Origin of the sequence: Microbacterium murale (genome assembly GCF_030815955.1) — a bacterium.
In the GTDB taxonomy this organism is placed as follows: domain Bacteria; phylum Actinomycetota; class Actinomycetes; order Actinomycetales; family Microbacteriaceae; genus Microbacterium; species Microbacterium murale_A.
In genome coordinates this window covers 3,235,208-3,257,444 of record NZ_JAUSXK010000001.1, presented here as the reverse complement: position 1 = coordinate 3,257,444, position 22,237 = coordinate 3,235,208, and the positions used below count along the sequence as shown (strand labels likewise).

24 protein-coding genes are annotated in these 22,237 nt (G+C 66.0%); 7 read left to right on the top strand and 17 right to left on the bottom strand.

Annotated features, from left to right (window positions below; all coding sequences use genetic code 11):
• A complete protein-coding gene (locus QFZ46_RS15760) occupies nt 1-396 on the bottom strand; it encodes a Sec-independent protein translocase TatB (RefSeq protein ID WP_307363153.1) in 396 nt (131 codons plus the stop codon).
• Between the two features lie 87 nt (nt 397-483).
• Here QFZ46_RS15760 and QFZ46_RS15755 point away from each other — a divergent pair, with 87 nt between their 5' ends.
• Nucleotides 484-1,119, top strand: a complete 636-nt coding sequence (locus tag QFZ46_RS15755) for an O-methyltransferase (protein ID WP_307363152.1) — start codon at nt 484-486, stop codon at nt 1,117-1,119.
• A 66-nt stretch (nt 1,120-1,185) separates the two neighbouring features.
• On the opposite strand, the gene QFZ46_RS15750 is transcribed toward QFZ46_RS15755, so the two are convergent.
• The 3 genes from QFZ46_RS15750 to dapE form a co-directional block, all read right to left on the bottom strand.
• Nucleotides 1,186-1,353 (bottom strand): DUF3117 domain-containing protein, encoded by a 168-nt coding sequence (locus tag QFZ46_RS15750; RefSeq protein ID WP_084595462.1) that lies wholly within the window; start codon nt 1,351-1,353, stop codon nt 1,186-1,188.
• Nucleotides 1,354-1,446: 93 nt separating this feature from the next.
• Nucleotides 1,447-2,664, bottom strand: coding sequence for a hypothetical protein (locus tag QFZ46_RS15745; RefSeq protein ID WP_307363151.1), 1,218 nt, complete (start codon nt 2,662-2,664; stop codon nt 1,447-1,449).
• Nucleotides 2,646-3,719, bottom strand: a complete 1,074-nt coding sequence (gene dapE, locus QFZ46_RS15740; RefSeq protein WP_307363150.1) for a succinyl-diaminopimelate desuccinylase — start codon at nt 3,717-3,719, stop codon at nt 2,646-2,648. The genes QFZ46_RS15745 and dapE overlap by 19 nt, the downstream gene beginning before the upstream one ends.
• A 58-nt stretch (nt 3,720-3,777) precedes the next feature.
• Between dapE and dapD the strand changes: the two genes are divergently transcribed.
• Nucleotides 3,778-4,731 (top strand): 2,3,4,5-tetrahydropyridine-2,6-dicarboxylate N-succinyltransferase, encoded by a 954-nt coding sequence (gene dapD, locus QFZ46_RS15735; protein WP_307363149.1) that lies wholly within the window; start codon nt 3,778-3,780, stop codon nt 4,729-4,731.
• Between the two features lie 17 nt (nt 4,732-4,748).
• On the opposite strand, the gene QFZ46_RS15730 is transcribed toward dapD, so the two are convergent.
• The 5 genes from QFZ46_RS15730 to QFZ46_RS15710 form a co-directional block, all read right to left on the bottom strand.
• Nucleotides 4,749-5,783: a CobW family GTP-binding protein gene (locus tag QFZ46_RS15730; protein ID WP_307363148.1), complete on the bottom strand. Its 1,035-nt coding sequence runs from the start codon at nt 5,781-5,783 to the stop codon at nt 4,749-4,751.
• Nucleotides 5,780-7,234, bottom strand: a complete 1,455-nt coding sequence (locus tag QFZ46_RS15725) for a UbiD family decarboxylase (protein ID WP_307363147.1) — start codon at nt 7,232-7,234, stop codon at nt 5,780-5,782. The genes QFZ46_RS15730 and QFZ46_RS15725 overlap by 4 nt, the downstream gene beginning before the upstream one ends.
• Nucleotides 7,231-7,836, bottom strand: coding sequence for a UbiX family flavin prenyltransferase (locus QFZ46_RS15720; protein WP_307363146.1), 606 nt, complete (start codon nt 7,834-7,836; stop codon nt 7,231-7,233). The genes QFZ46_RS15725 and QFZ46_RS15720 overlap by 4 nt, the downstream gene beginning before the upstream one ends.
• Before the next feature lie 213 nt (nt 7,837-8,049).
• Nucleotides 8,050-8,772, bottom strand: a complete 723-nt coding sequence (locus QFZ46_RS15715) for a GntR family transcriptional regulator (RefSeq protein ID WP_307363145.1) — start codon at nt 8,770-8,772, stop codon at nt 8,050-8,052.
• A gap of 159 nt (nt 8,773-8,931) precedes the next feature.
• Entirely contained in the window at nt 8,932-9,948 is a 1,017-nt protein-coding gene (locus tag QFZ46_RS15710; RefSeq protein ID WP_307363144.1) for an amidohydrolase family protein, read from the bottom strand.
• A 304-nt stretch (nt 9,949-10,252) separates the two neighbouring features.
• Between QFZ46_RS15710 and QFZ46_RS15705 the strand changes: the two genes are divergently transcribed.
• From QFZ46_RS15705 to QFZ46_RS15690, 4 genes are all read left to right on the top strand, one after another.
• Entirely contained in the window at nt 10,253-11,650 is a 1,398-nt protein-coding gene (locus QFZ46_RS15705) for an amidohydrolase family protein (RefSeq protein ID WP_307364632.1), read from the top strand.
• Between the two features lie 149 nt (nt 11,651-11,799).
• A complete protein-coding gene (locus QFZ46_RS15700) occupies nt 11,800-13,032 on the top strand; it encodes a nucleobase:cation symporter-2 family protein (RefSeq protein WP_307363143.1) in 1,233 nt (410 codons plus the stop codon).
• Complete coding sequence (locus tag QFZ46_RS15695) at nt 12,989-13,171, top strand: hypothetical protein (protein WP_307363142.1); 183 nt, start codon at nt 12,989-12,991, stop codon at nt 13,169-13,171. Before QFZ46_RS15700 ends, QFZ46_RS15695 begins: the two co-directional genes overlap by 44 nt.
• A gap of 333 nt (nt 13,172-13,504) precedes the next feature.
• Entirely contained in the window at nt 13,505-14,935 is a 1,431-nt protein-coding gene (locus QFZ46_RS15690; RefSeq protein WP_307363141.1) for a DEAD/DEAH box helicase, read from the top strand.
• A gap of 162 nt (nt 14,936-15,097) precedes the next feature.
• On the opposite strand, the gene QFZ46_RS15685 is transcribed toward QFZ46_RS15690, so the two are convergent.
• The 7 genes from QFZ46_RS15685 to QFZ46_RS15655 form a co-directional block, all read right to left on the bottom strand.
• Entirely contained in the window at nt 15,098-15,577 is a 480-nt protein-coding gene (locus QFZ46_RS15685; RefSeq protein ID WP_307363140.1) for an SRPBCC family protein, read from the bottom strand.
• Nucleotides 15,578-15,584: 7 nt separating this feature from the next.
• Complete coding sequence (locus QFZ46_RS15680) at nt 15,585-16,880, bottom strand: citrate synthase (RefSeq protein ID WP_307363139.1); 1,296 nt, start codon at nt 16,878-16,880, stop codon at nt 15,585-15,587.
• A gap of 167 nt (nt 16,881-17,047) precedes the next feature.
• A complete protein-coding gene (gene dapC, locus QFZ46_RS15675; protein ID WP_307363138.1) occupies nt 17,048-18,160 on the bottom strand; it encodes a succinyldiaminopimelate transaminase in 1,113 nt (370 codons plus the stop codon).
• Nucleotides 18,161-18,165: 5 nt separating this feature from the next.
• Nucleotides 18,166-18,486: a ferredoxin gene (gene fdxA / locus QFZ46_RS15670; RefSeq protein ID WP_307363137.1), complete on the bottom strand. Its 321-nt coding sequence runs from the start codon at nt 18,484-18,486 to the stop codon at nt 18,166-18,168.
• Between the two features lie 9 nt (nt 18,487-18,495).
• A complete protein-coding gene (locus QFZ46_RS15665) occupies nt 18,496-18,879 on the bottom strand; it encodes a DUF6113 family protein (RefSeq protein WP_307363136.1) in 384 nt (127 codons plus the stop codon).
• Nucleotides 18,880-18,918: 39 nt separating this feature from the next.
• Nucleotides 18,919-19,233, bottom strand: a complete 315-nt coding sequence (locus QFZ46_RS15660) for an AzlD domain-containing protein (protein ID WP_307363135.1) — start codon at nt 19,231-19,233, stop codon at nt 18,919-18,921.
• Nucleotides 19,230-19,943 (bottom strand): AzlC family ABC transporter permease, encoded by a 714-nt coding sequence (locus QFZ46_RS15655; RefSeq protein ID WP_307363134.1) that lies wholly within the window; start codon nt 19,941-19,943, stop codon nt 19,230-19,232. The genes QFZ46_RS15660 and QFZ46_RS15655 overlap by 4 nt, the downstream gene beginning before the upstream one ends.
• Nucleotides 19,944-20,039: 96 nt before the next feature.
• On the opposite strand from QFZ46_RS15655, the gene QFZ46_RS15650 reads away from it, so the two are divergent.
• The gene (locus QFZ46_RS15650) at nt 20,040-20,588 is read left to right on the top strand and encodes a helix-turn-helix domain-containing protein (protein ID WP_307363133.1); all 549 of its coding nucleotides are present in this window, start codon (nt 20,040-20,042) and stop codon (nt 20,586-20,588) included.
• Between the two features lie 16 nt (nt 20,589-20,604).
• Here QFZ46_RS15650 and QFZ46_RS15645 read toward each other — a convergent pair whose 3' ends face one another.
• Complete coding sequence (locus QFZ46_RS15645; protein ID WP_307363132.1) at nt 20,605-22,236, bottom strand: MFS transporter; 1,632 nt, start codon at nt 22,234-22,236, stop codon at nt 20,605-20,607.
• Nucleotide 22,237: the final 1 nt, after the last annotated feature.

Here is a 22,237-nt window from a genome sequence, read left to right as displayed (position 1 = left end):
TCAGGTCGCCTCGAGGTCGAATGGCGGTGGAGTGGCGCTGGTGAACTCCGGCCGGACCAGCGGCGAGCGTGGTGGGTCCAGCACCGGCGTCGCAGCGCTGGCAGTCACCGCCGAGGAGGCAGCCGTGGTCGCCGACGGCGCATCGTCCATCAACGCATCGCGGATGATCCTGCGGGGATCGTACTGTCGCGGATCGAGCTTGCGCCAGTCGACGTCGTCGATCTCCGGGCCGATCTCATCACGCATCTTGCTCTTGGTGTCACGGAGGTACTCACCCGCCCGGCGCACGAAGCCGGCGAAAGTCTCTGCCGCCTTCGGGAGGCGCTCTGGACCGATGATGACCGCCGCCAGCACACCGATGAGCAGCAACTTCTCGAAGGTGAGCCCGAAATCCATGTACACAGGCTACCCGCCGCGCCTGCCTCCGTCTTACATCGCTTGCGAATACTCTGAACAGAGCAGCAATTCCACGGGAGCAGGGTCATGAGCGAGAACGACGCGAACGCACGCTATATCCGCGAGGCCATCATCGAGCCCACCGCGATAGCGCGAGCACGATCCCACGCGATCGAGCTCGGCGCGGCGCCCGTCAGCCCTGCGGTCGGTGCGCAGCTGGCCGTGCTCGCCGCGGCATCCAACGCCCGTTCGATCGTCGAGATCGGCACCGGCGCCGGCGTCTCCGGACTCTGGCTGCTGCGCGGTGCACCGCAGGCCGTGCTCACGTCGATCGACAACGAGCCCGAGCACCTCGCCGCCGCACGCCGCAGCTTCAGCGAGGCGAAGGTTCCGCCGACGAAGGCGCGCTTCATCACCGGCCGCGCCTCCGATGTACTGCCGCGTATGAACGAGGCGTCCTACGACATCGTGCTCGTCGATGCCGACCCCGAGAACGTCATCGAGTACGTCGAACACGGGCTGCGGCTCGCCCGTACCGGTGGCATCGTGCTCGTTCCCCGCGTGCTCGCCGGAGGCAAGGCCGCCGACCCAGTGCAGCGCGACGCGGTCACGAGCGCCTATCGCTCTCTCGTGCAGGAGACGCAGGAGTCGCCCGCCGTCCTCGCCGCGATCTCCACGGTCGGCGAGGGACTGCTGCAGCTCGTCAGCATCCACAGGGACTGACACCCGACACACTTCGAAGGGGCGGCGGATCAGAAGATCCGCCGCCCCTTCGAAGTGAATCGTAGGTCAGCTCACAACGCCTGCCAGCACGTCGTGAAGCTCCTTCGCTTCGGCATCGTTCACGGAGACGACCAGACGGCCGCCGCCTTCGAGGGGAACGCGCACGATGATGAGTCGTCCCTCCTTCACGGCCTCCATGGGCCCGTCTCCGGTCCTCGGCTTCATCGCTGCCATCGTGGCTCCTTTTCCTCCGGTGGTATGCATCAAGTTTATCGGTATGCTTCCGCCTCGGTGCGCACGGCGGAAGAATACGTCATGAACGCGGGGTCACGGCACCTGCCAGTAGGCGTTCCCGAGCGCGTACATGTGATAGATCCACGCCCATTGGCCGAGAAGGCAGAACGCCAGCACACCGAGGCGATAGATCCGTGACCGTGGCACGGCGACGGCACCCCACAGCGGCGTGAGCGGCATCAGCAGCCGGAACGTGCTCGACTGCGGGAAGAAGACTGCGAGCAGGTAGAGCAGGTAGCTCGCGCTCCACAGCCGCAGGTCGACACCGATCCTGCGCACCTGCGGTGCGAACGACAGTGCCGCAGCGGCACCTCCCACGAGCAGCAGCAGCACGACCACCCCCCACCAGCCCGGCATTCCCCACTGAGCGAACCAGAACTGCGCGGCCTGCAACCAGCCGTCGAACGGTATGAAGCCGACGGCGTCGATCCCCCAGTTGCGGCGCCAGGAGAGTTCTGTCGCGAGGTAAGCGCCGGGGTCTCCCGTCCCGATGCCTGCGATCACCTGCCACGCGAAGCCCGTCGCCGTCGCCAGCGCACCGAGCGCGACGATGTGCACGACCTCTCGTGCAGGCAGCGGATCCGTGCGCCGACGCGCCCATCGCAGGATGCCGTACAACCCGAGATACAGGGCGAAGGCGAGAACTCCTGGGCGGGTGAACGCCATCAGCACGATGACGAGGTACAACCAGACGAAGCGGCGCCGGGCGACGAGGTCCAAAGCGACCAGCAGCAGCAGCACGAACAGCACTTCGGCGTACCCGACCTGGAACAGCGCCGCGAGCGGCCCCCACGCGAAGAACGTGGCGGCCCACAATGCGGCCGAATCACCGATGCGCCCGCGCAGCAGCCGGTACAGCACCACGCATGCGAAGAATCCCGCGACGAGAGAGATCAGCAGCGCGCCCACACCCCAGGATCCGAACGGGATGCCGATCACCTGCGCTGCGTATGCGTAGAGCGGCATGAACGCCCAGGCGTTCTCGGCCACCTGGCCTGATTCCGTCAACGGCAACGTAGCGGGATACCCCTCCCACGCGACCAGCCAGTACCACTGCGCGTCCCAGCCGAGAATGAAGCTGCCGATGCTCGCATCAGCCCCGAAGCGCGAGCCGGGGCCGGAGAGGTGAGCAGCGAGGGCGAAGAACCCGGTTGTGACCAGCCGTCCGAGGACGTAGATCACCGCGATGCGCGCGGTGACCGGGACGTTCGCCCACCGTCGCGCGGCCGTGATCAGGGTGCGGTGAGCCACGCCCGCAGACCCTGCTCCACCGCGTCGATCTGCGCAAGCGGCACACGCTCTTCGTCATGGTGAGCGAGGTGAGGATCGCCCGGTCCGTAGTTGACCGCGGGGATGCCGAGCGCCGAGAAGCGCGCGACATCCGTCCAGCCGTACTTGGGGCGCGGCTCGGCGCCGACGGCGGCGACGAACTGCTGGGCGATCGGGGCATCCAGACCCGGCCGGGCGCCGTCGGCCGAGTCGGTGATCTCGACCTCGAAACCTTCGAGCACACCGCGCACGTGCGCCTCCGCATCAGCCGCGGTCTTGCTCGGCGCGAAACGGTAGTTGATCTCGACCTCGCAGAGATCAGGGATCACGTTGCCCGCGACGCCGCCGATGATGCGCACCGCGCTGAGGCTCTCGCGGTAGGCAAGGCCTTCCACCTCGACCTCCTTGGCACGGTACTCGGAGAGACGCGAGAGGATGGGCGCTGCACGATGGATCGCGTTCTCGCCGATCCAGGCGCGCGCGCTGTGCGCACGGACGCCGCGAGTGCGCACGATCGCGCGGAGCGTGCCGTTGCATCCGCCCTCGACCTGGCCGTTGGACGGTTCACCGAGAATCGCGAAGTCTGCGGTGAAGAGATCCGGCCGGTCGGCCGCCAGCAGGTTCAGTCCGTTGAGGGATGCGGCGACCTCTTCGTTGTCGTACCACATCCATGTGATGTCGACCACGGGTGCGGTGAGGTCGGCCGCGAGCTTGAGCTGAACCGCGACGCCGCCCTTCATGTCCACCGTGCCGCGTCCCCAGAGGTGCGGCTCGCCGTCGATGTCGACGTCGCGGGTCGGTACGTTGTCGTTGATCGGCACCGTGTCGATGTGGCCGGCGATGACGACCCGCTGACTGCGCCCGAGATTCGTACGTGCGACGATCGTGTTCCCGTGCCGGATCACCTCGAGGTGCGGCTGCTCCTGCACGGCCTCCTCGATTGCATCCGCGAGGGTCGCCTCGTCACCGGAGACGCTGGGGATGTCGCAGATCGCCCTGGTGAGGTCGATGGCGGAAGCAGTCAGATCGAGCAGCATGTTCTCCAGCGTAGCCTTCAGGGCGATGTGCTTTCGGAAGTTCGATAGCGTGGATGCCATGAGCAACGCGCGTACTGCATGGGGTGTCGGACTGTCCACGATCGCGGGAGACGGCACGGTTCTGGATGCATGGTTCCCCGAGGTCATCTCCGGGGAGATCAACGCCGGAGACGCCGCGGCCGCAGTGGCCACCTGGGAGTCGCTGGCAGACGTCGACGACCGGCGAAACGTGCGCACGGAGCTCGTCCAGCTGCAGATCGACCTCGACGAGGCTCCGGCCTCCACAGCGGATGCGTACCTCCGCCTGCACGCCCTGTCGCACCTCGTCGTGCGCCCGAACGACCTGAACCTCGACGGCATCTTCGCGCATCTGCCGAATGTCGCCTGGACGACGGCCGGACCAATGCTCCCCGCCGACGCAGCGCGTCTGCGTCCACTGCTGCAGCGCCACAGCATCCAGGTGCAGGGCATCGACAAGTTCCCGCGTCTCACCGACTACGTGCAGCCCGTCGGCGTCCGCATCGCGGACGCCTCCCGCGTGCGCCTCGGCGCCCACCTCTCCCCCGGGACCACCGTGATGCACGAGGGCTTCGTGAACTTCAATGCCGGCACCCTCGGCGCGTCCATGGTCGAAGGACGCATCTCCCAGGGCGTCGTGGTCGGCGCCGGCAGCGACATCGGCGGTGGCGCCTCGATCATGGGCACGCTGTCGGGCGGCGGCACCGTGCGCGTGTCAATCGGTGAGCGCACGCTGCTGGGTGCGAACGCCGGGCTCGGAATCGCGCTCGGCGACGACTGCATCCTCGAAGCAGGCGTGTACATCACCGCCGGTTCCAAAGTCGTACTCGTCGACGGACCGAACACCGCCGACGGTGGCAAGCGCGTCGTTAAGGCAGCGGAGCTGTCAGGCAAGAACGGACTGCTGTTCTGGCGCAACTCGATCACCGGGGCCATCGAGGCGAAGCAGCGCGCCGGAGTGGGCGTCACGCTGAATGAGGCACTGCACGCCTGATCCGCCGCCTTATCAGCTCACCCGACCAATACCTGCTCCACGACGCATGCCGCAAGCTCCGCGGTGAGCGACTCACGGTCCAGATTCCTGCCGATGAACACGAGCGTCGAGACGGCCGGCTCCGGAAGATCAACAGGAATCACGTCCCACAGCTGATGGATCCCCTGTACGACGTGCGGCAGCTCCGCACCGGCGACGCGGACGATACCCTTCAGTCGGTACAGGTCATCACCGTGCGCGGCGACGTGGGCATCGAGCCAGTCGCGCAGCGCGTCGAGCGAGATCTGGCCTGCCATCTCAACCGACACCGACGACAGCGTCGGCTCGTGCTCGTGCACGTCGTCGTGCAGCCAGTCATTCTCGCCGGGGTTCGCCCCGCTGCGGTTGAAGGCCGAGATGCCGAGGATCTGCGTCAGATCGACCTGTCCATGCTCAGACGTGAGGGTGCCGGCCGACTGGTTGATCCCGCGCAGTCGGTTTTCGATCCGCTCCACGTCGGAGGCACTCACGAGGTCGACCTTGTTGATGACGATCCGGTCGGCAAAAGCGATCTGGTCACTCGCCTGGTTACCGACGCCGTCGACCTGCAGCTCGTCAAGGTGCTGTTCGATGTGCTTCGCGTCGACGAGCGTCACAATCGCGTCGAGCCGGAAGTGCTCGGCGACGTCGTCATCGACGAAGAACGTCTGCGCGACCGGATTCGGGTCGGCCATTCCACTGGTCTCGATGAGGACACGATCGATCTTGTCCTTGCGCTCGACGAGCGTGTTCAGGATGTCGATGAGGTCGGTGCGCGCCGTGCAGCACAGGCAGCAGCCGTTGCTCATCTCGATGATCTTCTCGTCGCCACCGATCACGAGCGCGTTGTCGATCGGGATGTCGCCGAACTCGTTCTCGATCACGGCGATGCGCTCGCCGTGCTCGGCCGTGAGCACGTGATTGACCAGGGTGGTCTTGCCGGATCCGAGGAAACCGGTCAGCACCGTGACCGGGATCTTGGCGGCGTCGGCCGTGGCGCGCGGGACCTTGGGGGTGCTCACATCGATGTTCATCGGGATCCTTCCGTGGAGGTGGAGTCATGGTGCGAGGTCGTGGAGTCGGTCAGGGAATCGAGCAGGATGCGGGCACGGGAGCGGGCCTCGTCGGAGATGACGATGCGCTCCCCGTGGAAGTCGGCGCCCCGGGTTGCATCGAGCGCGAGCCGGGAAGTGGTGCCGTCGCTGCCGGAGGACGGATCCAGCGGCGAACCGGGGAGGCCTCCAACGGTGAACATGTCGCGATGTGGCTGGAAGTGCGTGGCAAGCGCCCACAACACCTCGGAATCGTCGGTGATGTCGATATCCTCGTCGACGGCAATCACCGTCTTGACATACGGATCCCAACCGAGCAGACCCAACATCACCTGCCTGGCGGCACCTGGGCGCTGCTGACGGAGCGACACATAGCAGTGGAAGTGCGTGCCCGACGTCGGATACTGCAGGGCGACGACATCCGGAAAGCGCTCCTTGACCTTTTGCGCCATCTCGGCCTCGCGCGGGATCCGGGCGAGGTTCAGATGCTCAGCGGTGTTGCCACCCTCTACGTCGACGAGGATCGCGTCGCGTCGGCGCAGCACCGTGTCGACACGCAACACATTGTTCGTCGAGCGATTCGAGGAGTAGCCGGAAAACTCCCCAAATGGCCCCTCCTCCGCGTAAGCATCCGCACTGATCGTGCCCTCCAGCACGAACTCTGCCCAGGCAGGCACCTTGATGCCGTGTTTGGGGGTGCGCACGACCTGGAGCGGTTCGCCGAGGAGACCCCCGGCGACTTCTCGCTCATCCTCGTTGTAGCCGATGCGCGACGACGCGGCGAGCATGAACAGAGGATGCCCACCGATCACCATCGCGACTGGCATGGCCTGACCTCGGTCGGAGTAGCGGCGGAGCATTCGCCACAGATCCCCACGGGAATGCAGGCTCGTGGCGAGTTCGTTGCGCGAGTGCACCATAGAGCGGTGATAGCTCATGTTGCCGACGCCGGAGTCGGGGTCTTCGCCGATGATGATCCCGCTGGTGATGTACGGCGCGCGGTCCGAGGCGAAGTGGGTGAGCGCAGGCACCGCGGCCAGATCGACATCGTTGCCAGAGACGATCACGTCGAAGATCGGCCCGTCGTCAAGCAGCTGCATCGGCAGCGGGTTGCTCGCCCGGCGGTGATACTCCTCATGCAGCGCGGTCGGTTCCACGCCGAGCATGCGGGCGATCCGAGTGCGCGAGGCGAAGACGTTGCCGATGACGGGCACGTCCACGCCCGCGACATCGTGGCACCAGAGCATCTCGGCGCGGCGGTCGGCGGCGAGCTCGTAGATGAGACCGGTGACACCTTCGTCGGCGGGTACCTCCGCGGTGATGTCGAGGACGTCTTCAGGATGGGCATCATGATAGGCCGCGAGGAAAGCGTGCGCGTCCTGGTGCGAGGAGAGTACGGGGCTGGATCCCGGGGCCAGTGCGGGGGAGGTCATGCGGTCGCTCCTTGACGGTCGGTAACTGGTGCGCCCTGCCAGCGCGGGAAGAGGTCGTGCTCGATGCCGAACTGATCGAGCACCTTGCCGGTGAGGTGCGCCAGCACGTCGTCGATAGACTGCGGCCGCTGATAGAACGCAGGCATCGGCGGCAGCACGACCGCTCCTGCCTCTGTGACCGCGACCATGTTGCGCAGGTGCACGAGGCTGAGCGGTGTCTCCCTGGCGACGAGCACCAGGCGACGGCGTTCCTTCAGCGTCACGTCAGCGGCGCGGGTGATGAGGTCGCTGGAGAACCCGAGCGCGATGCCGGCGAGCGTCTTCATCGAGCACGGCACGACGACCATGCCGAGCGTGAGAAACGATCCGGAGGCGATGGACGCGGCGATGTCGCTGCGCGAGTGCACGACGTCGGCGAGCGACGCGATGTCGGAGGCCCGCCGGCCGGTCTCGATCTCCAGCGTACGATGCGCAGCTCCGGAGATGATCAGGTGGGTCTGCACGGTTCCGAGATCGCGCAGCGTCTCAAGCAGGTGGATGCCGAGGTGCGGCGCGCTCGCGCCTGTGAGAGCGACGATCAGGCGTCTGGGTGTGCGTTCCACCGGGTGCTCCTCTCGCATCATTGCGGCTTCGAGTCGCGAGTGCGGCTCATTCACTGAATATTGCATGTAATAAACGAAGCGTCAACCCTTATTATTCCGCAGAGAGTGGCAAGTGCCGACGACGAGTCGCCTGATCTGCATGCAACCTTGCGGTCGAAACGACGACGTAGCAAGAGTGGACGTAGCGCGACACTGCAGCCGTAAGCGGCGGCCCTACTGCGTCGGCGTGCGGCGCAACCGGATGCCGAGCTTCACGACGTGGTCGCGTGCGGCCTCCTCGGCGGCTGCCGGATCGCCGGAGAGCATCGCTTCGACAATCCGCCGATGCTCCTCCAGGGCGAGTCGCGCCGGAGCCTCGCCGCCCCATAACGTATGCATCGCCGAGTGAGAACGATCGACGATCGAGTCCAGGATGTCGCTGAGGTGGTGGTTGCCGGCAAGGTCGCGGATCGCGCGGTGGAAACGGGTGTCCAGCTCGATGTGGCGTTGCCCAGCCTCTTCCGACGGCCCACCGTCGGAAGCATCATCATCATCGCGGGCGCCCTCATCAAAGAGGCGCTCGTGCTCAGTGAGAAGGTCCGAAAGAGCATCCAGACCCGGCTGGTCAGCGGCCTCCGTCGCCAGCCGCGCAGCCAGGCCCTCCAGCAGCTCGCGCACAACATACAGGCTGCGCAGGTCCTCGCCGTCGACGCGGCTGACGACGGCACCGCTGTGCAGCACGTGAGTTGCGAGTTGGTCGTGGATGATCCTCTGCACGGCCTCGCGAACGGGACTCCGGCTCACCTCGAGCCGGCGGGCCAGCTCTGGCACGCTGAGCGGCGTGCCAGGAGGCAGATCCCCCGACAGCACGGCAGCACGGATCACCTGATACGTGCGCTCGGCGAGGTGATCGCGCTCCACGAGCGGCCTCAGTGTCGCCAACGCTGCTCTCGACATATGCTGTGCCCTCCCCCCTCTGACGATACCGCCCTCTTCGTCCGAGCCTCCGACTGTTCGCCCGCGTCATCCGCGCGATTGACTCAACCCTCTTCATGCTAAAGCCGCCACGAGGGGGCCACGTCCCGAAGGACGCGACCCCCTCGCCTTCCGGCCGGGCTACGCCAGCGCCCCCGCGCGCGCCTCGATTTCCGCGGGAGACGAATCGTCCGCCCACGAGTCGGGCTCGTAGCCGCGGTAGTGGTCCGCATGACGGTTGTCAGCGGACGCCTGGGGGATCTCGCCGCGCAGGTAAGCCTCAGCCTCAGCGACATCCTTCGGCGGCGGCGTCGGCTGGAGGCCGAGCAACTTCGCCATGTTGTTGCCGAAGTAGCCCTCGAGGTCATCCTCAGAGGTGTTCAGGCCCTGCGGCGGCTTGTGGCCGAGCACCTCGAGCTCACGGGCCCACATTCCGGGCTCGTTCGGCGGCGAGTCCGTACCGAACACGAGCCGGCTCTTGCGCATCTCCTTGGCGAACTCGACGATGCGCGACTGCAGCAGCCAGCCGGACTCGCCGTAGACGTTCGGGGAGTCCTGGATCATCCAGAACGCCTCGAAGCAGTACACGCCGCCGGTTTGCACGCCGAAGTGGCCGATGATGAAGTTCACGTCCGGGAACTCCCGGATGATCGGATAGAACTGCGTCGGGATCGAATACGGCCCGTCGCCAGTGTGAATGAGCACGGTCACGCCGAGTTCGGCGCACTTGCGCATCGCCGGTCGCAGCCAGTCCAGCGCGCGGTCCGGGCGGTACGAGTGCATGTTCGCATGGAGCTTGAGCATCTTGTAACCGTGCTCCTTGACATGGAACTCCAGTTCCGCAGCGCCGTTCTCCGGGCCGAAGCGCGGGTTGTAGATGAACTGACCGACGAAACGGTCCGGGTACTGCTGCGTGAGCTCGGTCACGTAGGACATGTACTCGCGGATGCCCTCGCGACCGGTCTTGTTACCCTCGCGCCAGGCGGTGTTGCCAGGCGGGGGCATGATGCACGAGACGTCGACGCGTCGCGGCTTGCCGTTGACGTAGAACGGGCCGTCCATCATTTCGATGGCGCGCTCGCCCGTGAACGGGGTGCCGGTGTGGCGCCACGCCTCGTCGACCAGGTTGGTCGGGTGGACATGGGTATCGATGATCATTGATCTCTCCTCGATCCGTGGTTGGCATGGTCGTCCCCGGCCGCGCAACACGCACCTTCGGGCCCGAGCATCGATCACGTCGTGTCAGTGACGGACTGCGATGTCCGGTGCTCGGAATCTAACTACAGGAACGATCATCCGTCAAGTATTACATGTAAATACTTGGCGTCACTTGCCTCACTTGTGGCGCTATTGAGAAGGGAGCTGACAAACTGATCCTTGACACACGCGCGTTCGAGTGTAGTTTTGCATGCAATGTGACACCGATGTTGCATGCGACGCGAAGGAGCGATCCGTGACCGAGATGAACCCGTGCGATGTGCTGATACGAGCCAGCTGGTTGGTGACGTCCGGCCAGGACCGCCGCATCATCACCGATGCGGCCGTGGCCATCCGGGGCGACCGTATCGCCGCGGTCGGCACCCGCGATGAACTCTCCAGCTGGCAGTCGGCGAAGGTGATCGATCTGCCAGGGACCGCGCTGATGCCCGGATTCGTCGATGGCCACAACCACCTCTTCCAGGCACTGGCCCGGGGCCTCGGCGAGGGGCAGTCGATCTGGCCGTGGCTGTGCAACTTCATGTGGCCCTACGCGATCGCCATGACGCCGGCGGATGCCCGAGCTGCCGCCCGACTGGGCGCACTAGAGGCCGTGCGCTCCGGCATCACCACCGTCATCGACAATCACTATGCACCCACTGACCTCGACACGACCCTCGCCGTCGCCGCCGCAATCGAAGATGTAGGTCTCCGCGGCGCCGTAGCTCGCGGCGTCCTGGGCAGGCGAAGCAAGATCGGCGTCCGCCGCGGACAGCCCGAACAGCTGTACCGCTATGACACCCAGGACGAGATCGCGATCACTCGGGACGCCGCCGCAGTGCACCCGGCCGGGTCCCGCGTGGAGGTCTGGCCAGGGCCGGTGAACCTCAGCTACCTTGATCAAGACCTGATGGCGGCATCGATAGAGCTCGCCCGCGAGCTCGGCACACGCTGGCACACGCATTGCTCCGAGGGGCCTAAGGACCCGGAGAGTTACCTTGAGGAATACGGCATCCGCCCGGTGCTGTGGCTCGCCAGAGAGGGTTTGCTCGACGAGCGGGCAACCCTGGCGCACGCGATCTGGCTCGACGACGCCGAGCTCGACGCCATCGCCGCATCCGGGGCGTCGGTCGCGCACAATCCGACGTCCAACGCGTACCTCGCATCAGGATCCATCCGGCTTGGGAAAATGCTCGAACGCGGTATCCCGGTCAGCCTCGGTACCGACGGACCCAGCTGCGGACACCGTCAGGATCCTTTCGAGTGCATGAAGCAGGCGATCTTCATCCAGCGCCTGGCCACACTCGATCCAACCACGCTCCGCGCCCACGAGTCGCTCGCGCTCGGCACCCGCGAAGGTGGCAACTACACCGGGTTCGACGTCGGCGAACTAGCCGTGGGGCTCCTCGCCGACATCGTGGCGGTGGACCTCTCCGGGGCGCACCAGCAGCCAGTGCACGACCCGATCTCGACGCTCGTGTATTCGACTCGCGGCTCGGACGTCGTGCTGACCATGGTCGGCGGACGGGTCGTCTTCTCCGATGGCGTGGTGCACACTCTGGATGAGGCCGGGGTGATCGCTGAGGCGAACGAGGCCGCACACCACCTGATCGAGCGCCGCCCGTCGCTCGCCGCCGTACCGGGCTCTGTGCTCACCCCTTGACATCGGTCTCGTGCCGACACAGATCCTTCCAGCTCGCGGTTCCTCCCCCGCACCCGTGGGCATTAACAACTGAAACGCATGACGACCCGATCCAGGGTCACGCTCGCGCTATCCGCGCTCGCTTTCGAATGACTCGATGTGGAGGAACCATGAGGAAGACAAGATCGACAAAGGCAGCATCCGGAAGGCAGGTCGACGAGGTCGACGAATTGCCACCCGTCGCCCGGATGATCCCATTCGCGCTGCAACACGTGCTGATCTGCTACGGCGGCCTGATCACTACCCCACTCGTCGTTGGCCTCGCCCTGGGCCTGACCAACGCCGAGATCGCCGCCCTCGTGGCCGCCAACCTGACCGTAGCCGGGTTCGCGACGATCCTGCAGACCGTAGGCATCTGGAAGGTGGGCGTCCGCTACCCGCTTCTGATGGGCGCCTCGTTCACCTCGATCGGCCCGGCAATCATGATCGGAGAAGCGTACGGCCTGCCCGCGCTGTACGGCGCGACGATGATAGCCGGAGTCGTCACGGTTATCGTGGCGCCGTTCTTCGCGAAGCTGCTGCGCTTCTTCCCGCCGGTCGTCACCGGCACCGTGATCGCGATCATCGGCATCTCGCTGATGCCGAAGTCGGCGGGGCTGATCACAGGGCAAGCGGACGATCCCGATTTCGCCTCTCCGATCGGCTATGTGCTGGCAATCATCGCCATCGCACTGGTGCTCATCATCGACCGGATGGGTCGGGGTTTGTGGAAGCAACTGTCGATCCTTATCGCACTCGTCATCGGCACCGTCATCGCCGCGTTCTTGGGTCGCGTGGATTTCTCCTCCGCCGCCGAGGTGCCTCTGATGCAGGTGCCGCAGCCGCTCATGTTCGGCCCGCCCGAGTTCATCCTCGGCGCGATCATTCCGATCCTCATCGTGCAGTTCGTGTGTCTCGTCGAATCGACCGGAGATGTGCTCGCGATCGGCCAGATCGTGGGTCGCAAGACGGGACCGAAGCAGGTCTCGCGGGCATTGCTTGCGGATGGGTTCGGCACAGCGCTCGGCGCGCTGCTATCGCCGTTCTCGCTGACCGCGTTCGCGAACAACGTCGGACTGGCGCAGGTGACGAGGGTGTACTCACGCTGGGTGGTCGCGCTGGCGGGAGTCTTCCTGATCCTGTTCGGATTCATTGCACCGCTGGGGCAGATCGCTGCGGGCCTCCCCAAGCCTGTGCTCGGCGGCATCACTGTCGTGATGTTCGGTACCATCGCGGCCGTGGGAGTGAGGATGCTGGCAACCGCTGACCTCGGCAGTTACCCGCAACATGTTCATCGTCGGAATCGCATTCGCGTTCGCCATGATCCCGGTTGGCGTCCCGACGTTCTACGACGGCTTCCCTGAGTTCCTGCAGCCAGTGCTGTCGAGCAGCATCGCCGCTGGAGGCATCGCCGCGTTCGTGCTCAACCTGCTTCTCAACGAGCTGGGGTTGAACAAGAAGAAGGAGCCGGCCACAACCGCTGCCACTGCGAGCGCAGAGTGATCGGCTTTTGACGAAGGTGCCCCGCCTGGTGGTGGGGCGCCTTCGTCGTGCTGGCGAGAAGACACGAGCGGACTAACAATCCAACGAAATGCTGGCGCGCGACACGAGAGCCTCGCATGCAGCCTGACGCATGCAACCCCTGGTATGCTTGAACAGTTGTCCAGATCCATCTGAGGCAACTGCGTCGTCGTCACGGGGTCTGTCAAGACCGTAGCGAGCTCAACAGCTCCTCCACCAGTTGGCGTTTCGAACGGCGAACCTCTGCGCACTTCCTGTGCGCGGTCGCCCACCACACGAATCAAGCGCGCTGACGCGTGCTCACGGAGTACTTCTATGCCTACCTTTCTCGAACTCGGCGTGCCTGCGCCCCTCGCCTCTGTCCTTGCTGCCGAAGGCAAGACCGAGGCATTCGCCATTCAGCGCGATACGCTTCCCGACTCACTCGCAGGACGAGACCTGCTCGGTCGTGGCCGCACCGGCAGCGGCAAGACCATCGCCTTCGCCATCCCGCTCGTCGCACGCCTGACGGATTCGGGCCGCAAGAGCCGCCCTGGCCACCCGCGCGGCCTCATCCTCGCACCTACCCGCGAGCTGGCCACGCAGATCGCCGCGGTCGTCGCACCTCTCGCCGCAGCCGTCGGCCTGCGCGTCACCACCGTGTTCGGCGGCGTCAGCCAGCGTCCGCAGGAGCAGGCGCTGCGCAGCGGCGTCGACATCGTCGTCGCGTGCCCTGGCCGGCTCGAAGACCTCATGAAGCAGAAGGTCGTGCACCTCGATTCCGTCGAGGTCGCCGTCCTCGATGAGGCTGACCACATGGCCGACCTCGGGTTCCTCCCCGGCGTCACACGCATTCTCACGGCGACGCCCGCCGGCGGCCAGCGTCTGCTGTTCAGCGCGACGCTCGACCGCGGCATCGATTCGCTCGCCCGTCGCTTCCTCTCGAACCCGATCAGCCACGAGGTCGATGAGGCCAGTGTGCCGGTCGGCGAGATGACGCACCGCGTGCTGGTCACGACCTCCACCGAGCACAAGACCGGCCTCGTCCGCGACCTCGCATCCGGTACCGGCCGCCGTATCCTCTTCACCCGCACCAAGCACCAGGCGAAGAAGCTCGCCAAGCAGCTCACCGCCTCGGGCATCCCCGCTGTCGACCTGCACGGCAACCTCTCGCAGAACGCGCGCGAGCGCAACCTGAGCGCGTTCTCGTCCGATCCCGCTGACGGCGGCGTACGCGTACTCGTCGCCACCGACGTCGCCGCACGCGGCGTGCACGTCGACAACGTCGACCTCGTCGTGCACGTCGACCCGCCCATGGAGCACAAGGCGTACCTGCACCGCTCCGGACGTACCGCGCGCGCAGGCGCCGCGGGCACCGTCGTCACCGTCGTGCTGCCCGAGCAGCGCCGCGATGTGAAGGATCTCCTCCGCAAGGCGCAGATCGCTGCCGCCCTCGAAGATGTCAATGCGAACATCGTGAACGATCTCGTCGGCGAGCGTGCAGCGCACGTGCGTCCGGCACCTGTGCAGCCGCAGCAGCAACAGCAGCCGAGGAAGCCGCGTCAGCCTCAGCAACGCGGCGGTCCTGCGTCCGGCTCGCCTGCCCGTCGTCGTCGCCCTCAGGGCCAGGGACAGTCCGCAGCTCAGGGCTCCGGCGAAGGCGGACGCTCCGGCCAGGGCGAGCGCTCCCGTGGCCTGCAGGTCGGCCAGCGTGTCGACACGCGTGGATCACGTCGTGCACAGGGCGGCGGATTCCAGGGCCGCTGAGCCCCGCACCGACCTCACCGCACACCTAGAAGGCTCCGAACTCCTCCGCAGAGGACTCGGGGCCTTCCGCGCATCCGGATCAGCGCGTCGGGCAACGCCACCGGCACCGCCGAGGGACGCTACTCTGCCCGAGCAGGGCAGCAGCGCCTCACGCGGGCGATGTCATCCTCTTCGTGCTGCGGCCAACACGACCGGGTCGTCGCATCCGCGCGCGAACCCGGAGATGCGGCTGCGGATCTCATGACCGAGCACGAGCACGCCGATCCACTCGGCGATCGGCGCCAGCCATCTCGGCCTGCAGGTGAAGTTGTACTTCCACACGGCGTAGGTCCCGCTGCCGTCTTCTGACGGCGTGTAACGCCAGCCGCCACCCAGCTTCTCGAAGAACCACGGGCCGCTGTCCATCACCATGCCCGCGTTCGTCGGCGGCGCGTAGGAGACGTAGTGGCTGATCATCGAGAAGCCCATTCGCTGGCGCGTGTACGTGCGCACGCCCTTGGCCGGCGCCTCAGCACCGTCCAGAAAATGCTGGTCGCTGATGAAGGGATCCCAGCGTCTGCGGACGGGGCCCGTCAGCTGCGAAACGGCGAAGGCCGTCGCCATGTCGACCGGGACGAAGACTTCAGCAGTGACGACAGGCACGACGCGCTCAGCGCGTCGGGAACTGGCGCTCCGGCGACCCGGTGTACAGCTGCTGCGGGCGGCCGATCTTGGTCTGCGTGTCGAGGCTCAGCTCGCGCCACTGCGCGAGCCAGCCCGGCAGTCGGCCGATCGCGAACAGCACGGTGAACATCCGCGTCGGGAAGCCCATTGCCTTGTAGATCACGCCGGTGTAGAAGTCGACGTTCGGGTAGAGGCGACGTTCCTTGAAGTAGTCGTCCGCAAGCGCGAGCTCTTCCAGTTCCTTGGCGACATCGAGCAGCGGATCCGTGACGCCGAGCTCACGGAGCACCTCATCGGCTGCCTCCTTGACGAGCTTCGCGCGTGGGTCGTAGTTCTTGTAGACCCGGTGTCCGAAGCCCATCAGCTTCACGCCGTCTTCTTTGTTCTTCACGCTTTCGACGAAGCGTGAGACGCTCTGACCCGAATCGCGGATCTGACCGAGCATCGTGAGAACGGCCTCGTTCGCGCCGCCGTGCAGCGGCCCTGAGAGCGCCTGGATACCGGCGGAGATCGACGCGAACTGATTCGCTCCGGTCGAACCGACCAACCGCACGGTCGAGGTGGAGGCGTTCTGCTCGTGGTCTTCGTGCAGGATCAGCAGCAACTCGAGCGCCTTCGACATGACCGGGTTGATCTCATACGGCTCGGAGTTCACGCCGAAGTTCAGCTTGAGGAAGTTGTCGACGAAGCTGAGCGAGTTGTCCGGGTAGAGGAAGGCCTGTCCGACGCTCTTCTTGTGTGCGTATGCCGCGATGACCGGGAGCTTGGCGAGCATGCGGACCATGTTGAGCTCGACGTGCTCGGGGTTGTTCGGGTCGGTCTGGCCCTCGTAGTACGTCGAGAGAGCCGCGACCGCGGAGGAGAGCACCGACATAGGGTGCGCAGTGTGCGGCAGCGCCGAGAAGAAGTGCTTGAGGTCCTCGTGCAGGAGGGTGTGACGACGGATGCGATCGTCGAAGTTCGCCAGCTCGTCGGCCGAGGGAAGCTCTCCGTAGATGAGCAGCCAGGCGACCTCGAGGTAACTGCAGTTCTTCGCGATCTGCTCGATCGGATACCCGCGGTACCGCAGAATGCCCTGATCGCCGTCGATGAAGGTGATGTTCGACTTGGTGGATGCCGTGTTCACGAAGCCGTAGTCGAGGCCCGTGTAGCCGGTCTGCCTGGTCAGCGTCGAGAAGTCGATGCTGTCATTGCCGGCCGTGCCACGAAGTACCGGGAATTCCGCAGTGGTTCCACCGATCGTGAGAGTCGCTTTCGCCTGCTGATCTCCCGCTGCACTCACGCGGTCCTCCTTGTACGTCTTGCTCGACCTGTCGGTCTGATTCGTCGAGGGCGATGCATGGCGCTGAGCGCCTGGTCGGATCTCGACCGAATCGCCTTTACAGCCTAGTCGCCGTATCGGCCTACTGTGACATCCGCCAAGAGATGACGGCCGGTCACCGTGGGAACCTACAGCGCTGCGGCGTGCAACCGTCGCGCCGCAGCGTCGACGCGTTCGAGCGGCGCCGTCAGTGACAGACGCACGTGCTGGCCGGAGTCAGCGCCGTAGAACGGACCTGGCCCAGCCAGGATGCCAAGATCCGCGAGACGCGCCATCGACTCCCAGGCGTCCTTCCCCTCGGTCGACCAGAGGTACAAGCCCGCTTCCGAGCCGTCGATCCGGAACCCTGCCGCCTCCAGCGCCGGTCGAAGCAGATCGCGCCGGGCGCGGTAGAGCTCCTTCTGTGCGGCGACGTGCGCGTCGTCTCCGAGTGCCACCGTCATGGCCTGCTGCACCGGCGCGGGCGGCATCAGACCCAGGTGCTTGCGCGCTGTGAGCAGATCGCCGACGATGCGCGCGCACCCGGCCACGAAGGCGGCACGGTAGCCGGCGAGATTCGACTGCTTGCTGAGCGAATACACGCTGAGCAGGTTCTTGCGCGAACCGTCCGTCACACGGGGATCGAGCACGGACGGCACCGGTTCCTCAGCCCATCGACCGTCCCAGCCGAGCTCGGCGTAGCATTCATCGCTCGCGAGGACGGCGCCCAGTTCACGGGCGCGACGCACAGCGACGGAGAGCTCGTCCACGGTCCAGGTGCGGCCGTCCGGGTTGCCAGGAGTATTGATCCAGATGAGCCGTGCACCCTCGGGCCACTTGGCAGGATCGTCTTCTGCGACGGGCGTCGCACCGGCGACGCGCGCGCCCACCTCGTACGTCGGATAAGCGACGCGCGGGAACACGACGATGTCGCCCTCGCCGAGGCCGAGCAGCGTCGGCAGGAGCGCGACCAGTTCCTTCGATCCGATCGTCGGCAGCACGTTGTCGACCGTCAGATCCGGCACACCGCGACGTCGCGCATACCAGGCGACGATCGCTTCGCGCAGTGCCGGAGTTCCGACGGTCTGCGGGTAGGAGTGCGCATCTGTCGCGTCGGCGAGCGCCTGCCGGATGATGTCAGGCGTCGGATCGACCGGAGACCCGATCGAGAGGTCGACGAGACCTTCGGGATGTCGTGCCGCGCGCTCACGGTAGGGGACGACAGCATCCCACGGATAGTCGGCGAGATCGTGGACACCCACAGCCGTTACTCCCCCTGCGGGGGAAGAGCGGCGATGATCGGGTGATCGTATTTGATGACGCCGACCTTGGCCGCGCCGCCGGGCGAGCCGACCTCATCGAAGAACTCGACGTTCGCCTTGTAGTAGTCCTGCCACTCTTCGGGCAGGTCGTCCTCGTAGTAGATGGCCTCTACCGGGCAGACCGGTTCGCACGCACCGCAGTCGACGCATTCGTCGGGGTGGATGTACAGCGAACGCTCGCCCTCGTAGATACAGTCAACGGGGCACTCGTCGATGCAGGCACGATCCTTGACATCGACGCAGGGAAGAGCGATCACATACGTCACTGCTCCAGTCTACGACCCGTCAGCTGTGGTCTGTCTCGGCAGGCGTTTCAGGTTCGGCCAGGCGATGACCAGCAGCGCGATGCCTGCGACGAGGAAGATCCAGATCTGGCCGATCGGAGTGTTCGGCACGATGATCGAGCCGCCAGGGCCCGGCCCCGAGATGATCATCACCATGCCCAGCATCCCGAGTGCGGTGGCGACCGTCGCGCCACGGTCGTGCGTCAGCGCCCGCACCGCGATGAGCAATGCGGCGCAGGCGATGCCTGCCACGATCAGCCCGAGCGGGAACACACCCCACATGAGGCCGTGGGCAATCGTGCCCGCCGTACCGTAAACCACACCGACGAGAGCGGCTGCAAGCCAGGACAGTCCTCGGGAGATCCAGTTCGGCACTCCCCCACTTTACGCGCTGTGCTCCACGGCCCGGTGCAGTCAGACAGCCCAACCGAACAGGCGCAGGAGCGCCGCGACCGCCGCGGCCGCGATCACGACCACCAGGAACGACTGCCGCAGGTACAGCAGCCCCGCGGCAACCAGCACCGCCGGGATCCGTGCGTCGACCACGACAGCCTGACCGCTTCCGAGCGTCTGGACGGCGACGAGCGCGGCGAGCAGTGCGACCGTCAGCAGGTCCGAGATCCGCGCGGGGCGCGGCGCCTCGAGCAGATGAGCGGGGATCAGGTAGCCGAACGCCTTCAACGCGACGCAGATGCAGGCGGCGAGCAGCACCGCGCTCCACACACTCATGCGTTCGCCTCCGTCGCTGCACCGGTTGATGGGTTCTCGTCGCGGCCGAGCCAGTTGAACCAGCCCACGACGATCGCGACCACAGCGGCCAGCAGCACCGGCAACCCCGGCATGATGACGGGCGTGAGGGATGCTGCGATGACCGCGGCAGCGACGCCGACGGCGATCGCCTGCCGTTGTTTCAGCCTCGGCCAGAGCAGCGCGAGAAAGGCTGCGGCAGCCGCAGCATCCAGACCCCAGGATTTGGGGTCGCCCAGCACATCGCCCAGCATTGCGCCGACCAGGGTCGTGATGTTCCAGCCGATGAAGACGCCGAGCCCGGTGACCCAGAATCCCAGTCGGCTGAGCGCCGGAGAGGGCTGTGAGATCGCGACTGCGGTGGATTCATCGATCGTGATCTGCGCGGCGGCGGTGCGTCGCCAGAAACCGCTGCCGATGATGGGTGACATCCGCATGCCGTAGGCGAGGTTGCGCACGCCCAGCAACGCGGCGGAGGCGATGGCCGAGGGCAGTGCAGTGATCCCGCCGGCACCGAAGACTCCGATGAACGCGAACTGCGATCCGCCAGTGAACATGAGCAGGCTCAGCACGCAGGTCTGCCAGATGTCCAAGCCGGATGCTACGGCGAGCGCGCCGAACGAGACACCGTACGCGCTCGTCGCGATGGCGACGCCGAGCCCCTCGCGCCACACTTCCCGTCGCTGTGACATGACTGCTTCCCGTTCGTTTCAGTGAACACCTGACGACCATTGTGAACGCTCCCCGCCCGGTAGTCAAAGCGAACGAGCGTTTGACATAATGAACACATGGAAGAGTTGGGATCGCGCATCGGACGGGCGCTGCGTCGCGAGAGAGAAGCCGCAGGCATCAGCATCTCCGAGTTGGCGCGGCAGGCCGGCATCTCCAAGGCCACTGTGTCCCAACTGGAGAACGGCACGGGCAACCCCAGCGTTGAAACCCTCTGGGCCCTCGGCGATGCCCTCAGCATCCCGTTCGCCGTCCTGGTGGACCAGCCGTCGAATGCGCCGACGCTGATCCGCGCAGACGAGCTCGATGGTGTGCCTTCGGCCGCCGCACCGTACAGTGCGACGCTGCTCTCGGCGAGCCCGCCCGGCGCTCGACGCGACCTTTACGTGATCCGAGCCGAACCCGGCGAGCCACGACGTTCGATGCCGCATCACAACGGCACGACAGAGCACGTCATCCTCATGACCGGCTCTGCGCGCATCGGGCCGGCAGGATCACCGGTGCAGCTCTCCCCCGGCGACTATCTCTCGTACCCCGGCGACGCACCGCACGTGTTCGAAGCGCTGGAATCCGGCACGAGCGCGGTACTCATCTCCGAACTGCGCTGAGTGCTCGACGCCGCCACTACTCGGCGGCGGCGACCGGAGCGGGATCCGGGATCTCATCCGGCCGGTAACGCGGCAGCCGCGATGCCGGCAGGATCGCGAGCGCACTGACACCTGCGAGGATGAGCAGCCCCAGCCGCAGCGTGCCCAGTCGAGCCTCCTCGTTCAACGTCACCGCCGCCTCTACCTGGTCCGGAGTGGCATCCGTGTCTTCGAGTACAGAGCGCAGCTCGTCGTTGCTGACGAAGTTGATGTTGTCCATGTTCACCTGCGCGACCAGGGACGGCGGAAGTTCAGGGTGTTCCATCACTGCACGACCCACGCCCAGCCCCAACAGCGACACCAGCAGGGCTCCCGCCACGGCGGTCCCGACCGCGCCTGCGAGGTTCTGGGTCGTTCCGCGGAGCGACCCGACGTCGCCGGCGAGCGCTGCCGGAGCGGCCGTGACGAGCACGTTGAAGACAAGGGTGACCAATGCTCCCTGACCGACACCGAAGACGAACAGACCCAGGATCGTCGGGAACGTCTCCCAGTTGTTGTTCACGACGATCGACAACCAGATGAGCGCCACCGTGGTCAGGATGAAGCCGAACACGCCGATGGTCCGCGGCGGATAGCGCTTGTAGAAGCGCACCACCAGGGTCGCCGTGATGAACACCGTGAGGTTGAACGGCATCATCGCCAGCGAAGTGTCGAACGGCGTACGGCCCTGCACGATCTGGATGTACAGCGGAATCGAGAAGTTCACGCACGCCTCGAGGGCGACGACGATGAACATGGCGTAGACCGCTGCACGCTCTCGCGGCGAGTCGACGACGCTCAGGTCGATCAGCGGCACCCTGCCATCGGCCATCCGCCGTCTGGTCCACAGGAAGAAGAACTGTCCGCACACGATGCCCAGCACGATCAGCACGGGCGCCGGAGACAAGCCGAACACGCTGAAGGGCGCAGCCTCCGTCGCGGCTACGGCTCCCCACCCGTTGAGGTTGTTGAAGCCGAGTGTCAGCATCACGATCCCGGCGCCGATCAGCAGTGCGGCGACCAGATCGATCTTGATCGATGCGTTGCCGCGGTCAGAGCGCAACGTGAAGCTCAGCAGGAACACGGCGACGGCGAATGCGAGCACCACGTAGAAGATCGGCCGCCATCCGACGAGCGTTCCGAGCGTGCCGCCGATGAGGAACGCGCTGACTCCGGAGATCGCACGCGCCGAACCGAGCGCACCGATCGCTGTCGCCTGTTGCGCACCGCGGTAGTTCTCGGCGATGAGCGCCACCAGTGAAGGCACGATGATCGCCGCTGCGGCGCCTGCCGTCGCCTGTCCTGCGATCGCCCACTCGACGGTCGGTGCGAAGATCATCAGCAGTGCGGAGCCGGCGAAGAGCACCACGACGACGCGGAAGATCAGGACCCAGCCGATGCGCTGCCCGAGCTTTGCGCCGGTCATCACGAGAGCGGCGACCGAGAGTCCGTAGACGACGATCGTGGAACTCGCGACGGTGGGCGGCACACCGAAGTCCTCCACCATCCCGCCGAGCGAGATCGGGAGCGCTGCGACGTTGAACGACATCAGCACCTGCGCGAGGAATAGGCAGACCATGGGAAGCCACGATGTCTTCTGTGTGGTTCTCTGCGATGCAGCGGTGCTCACG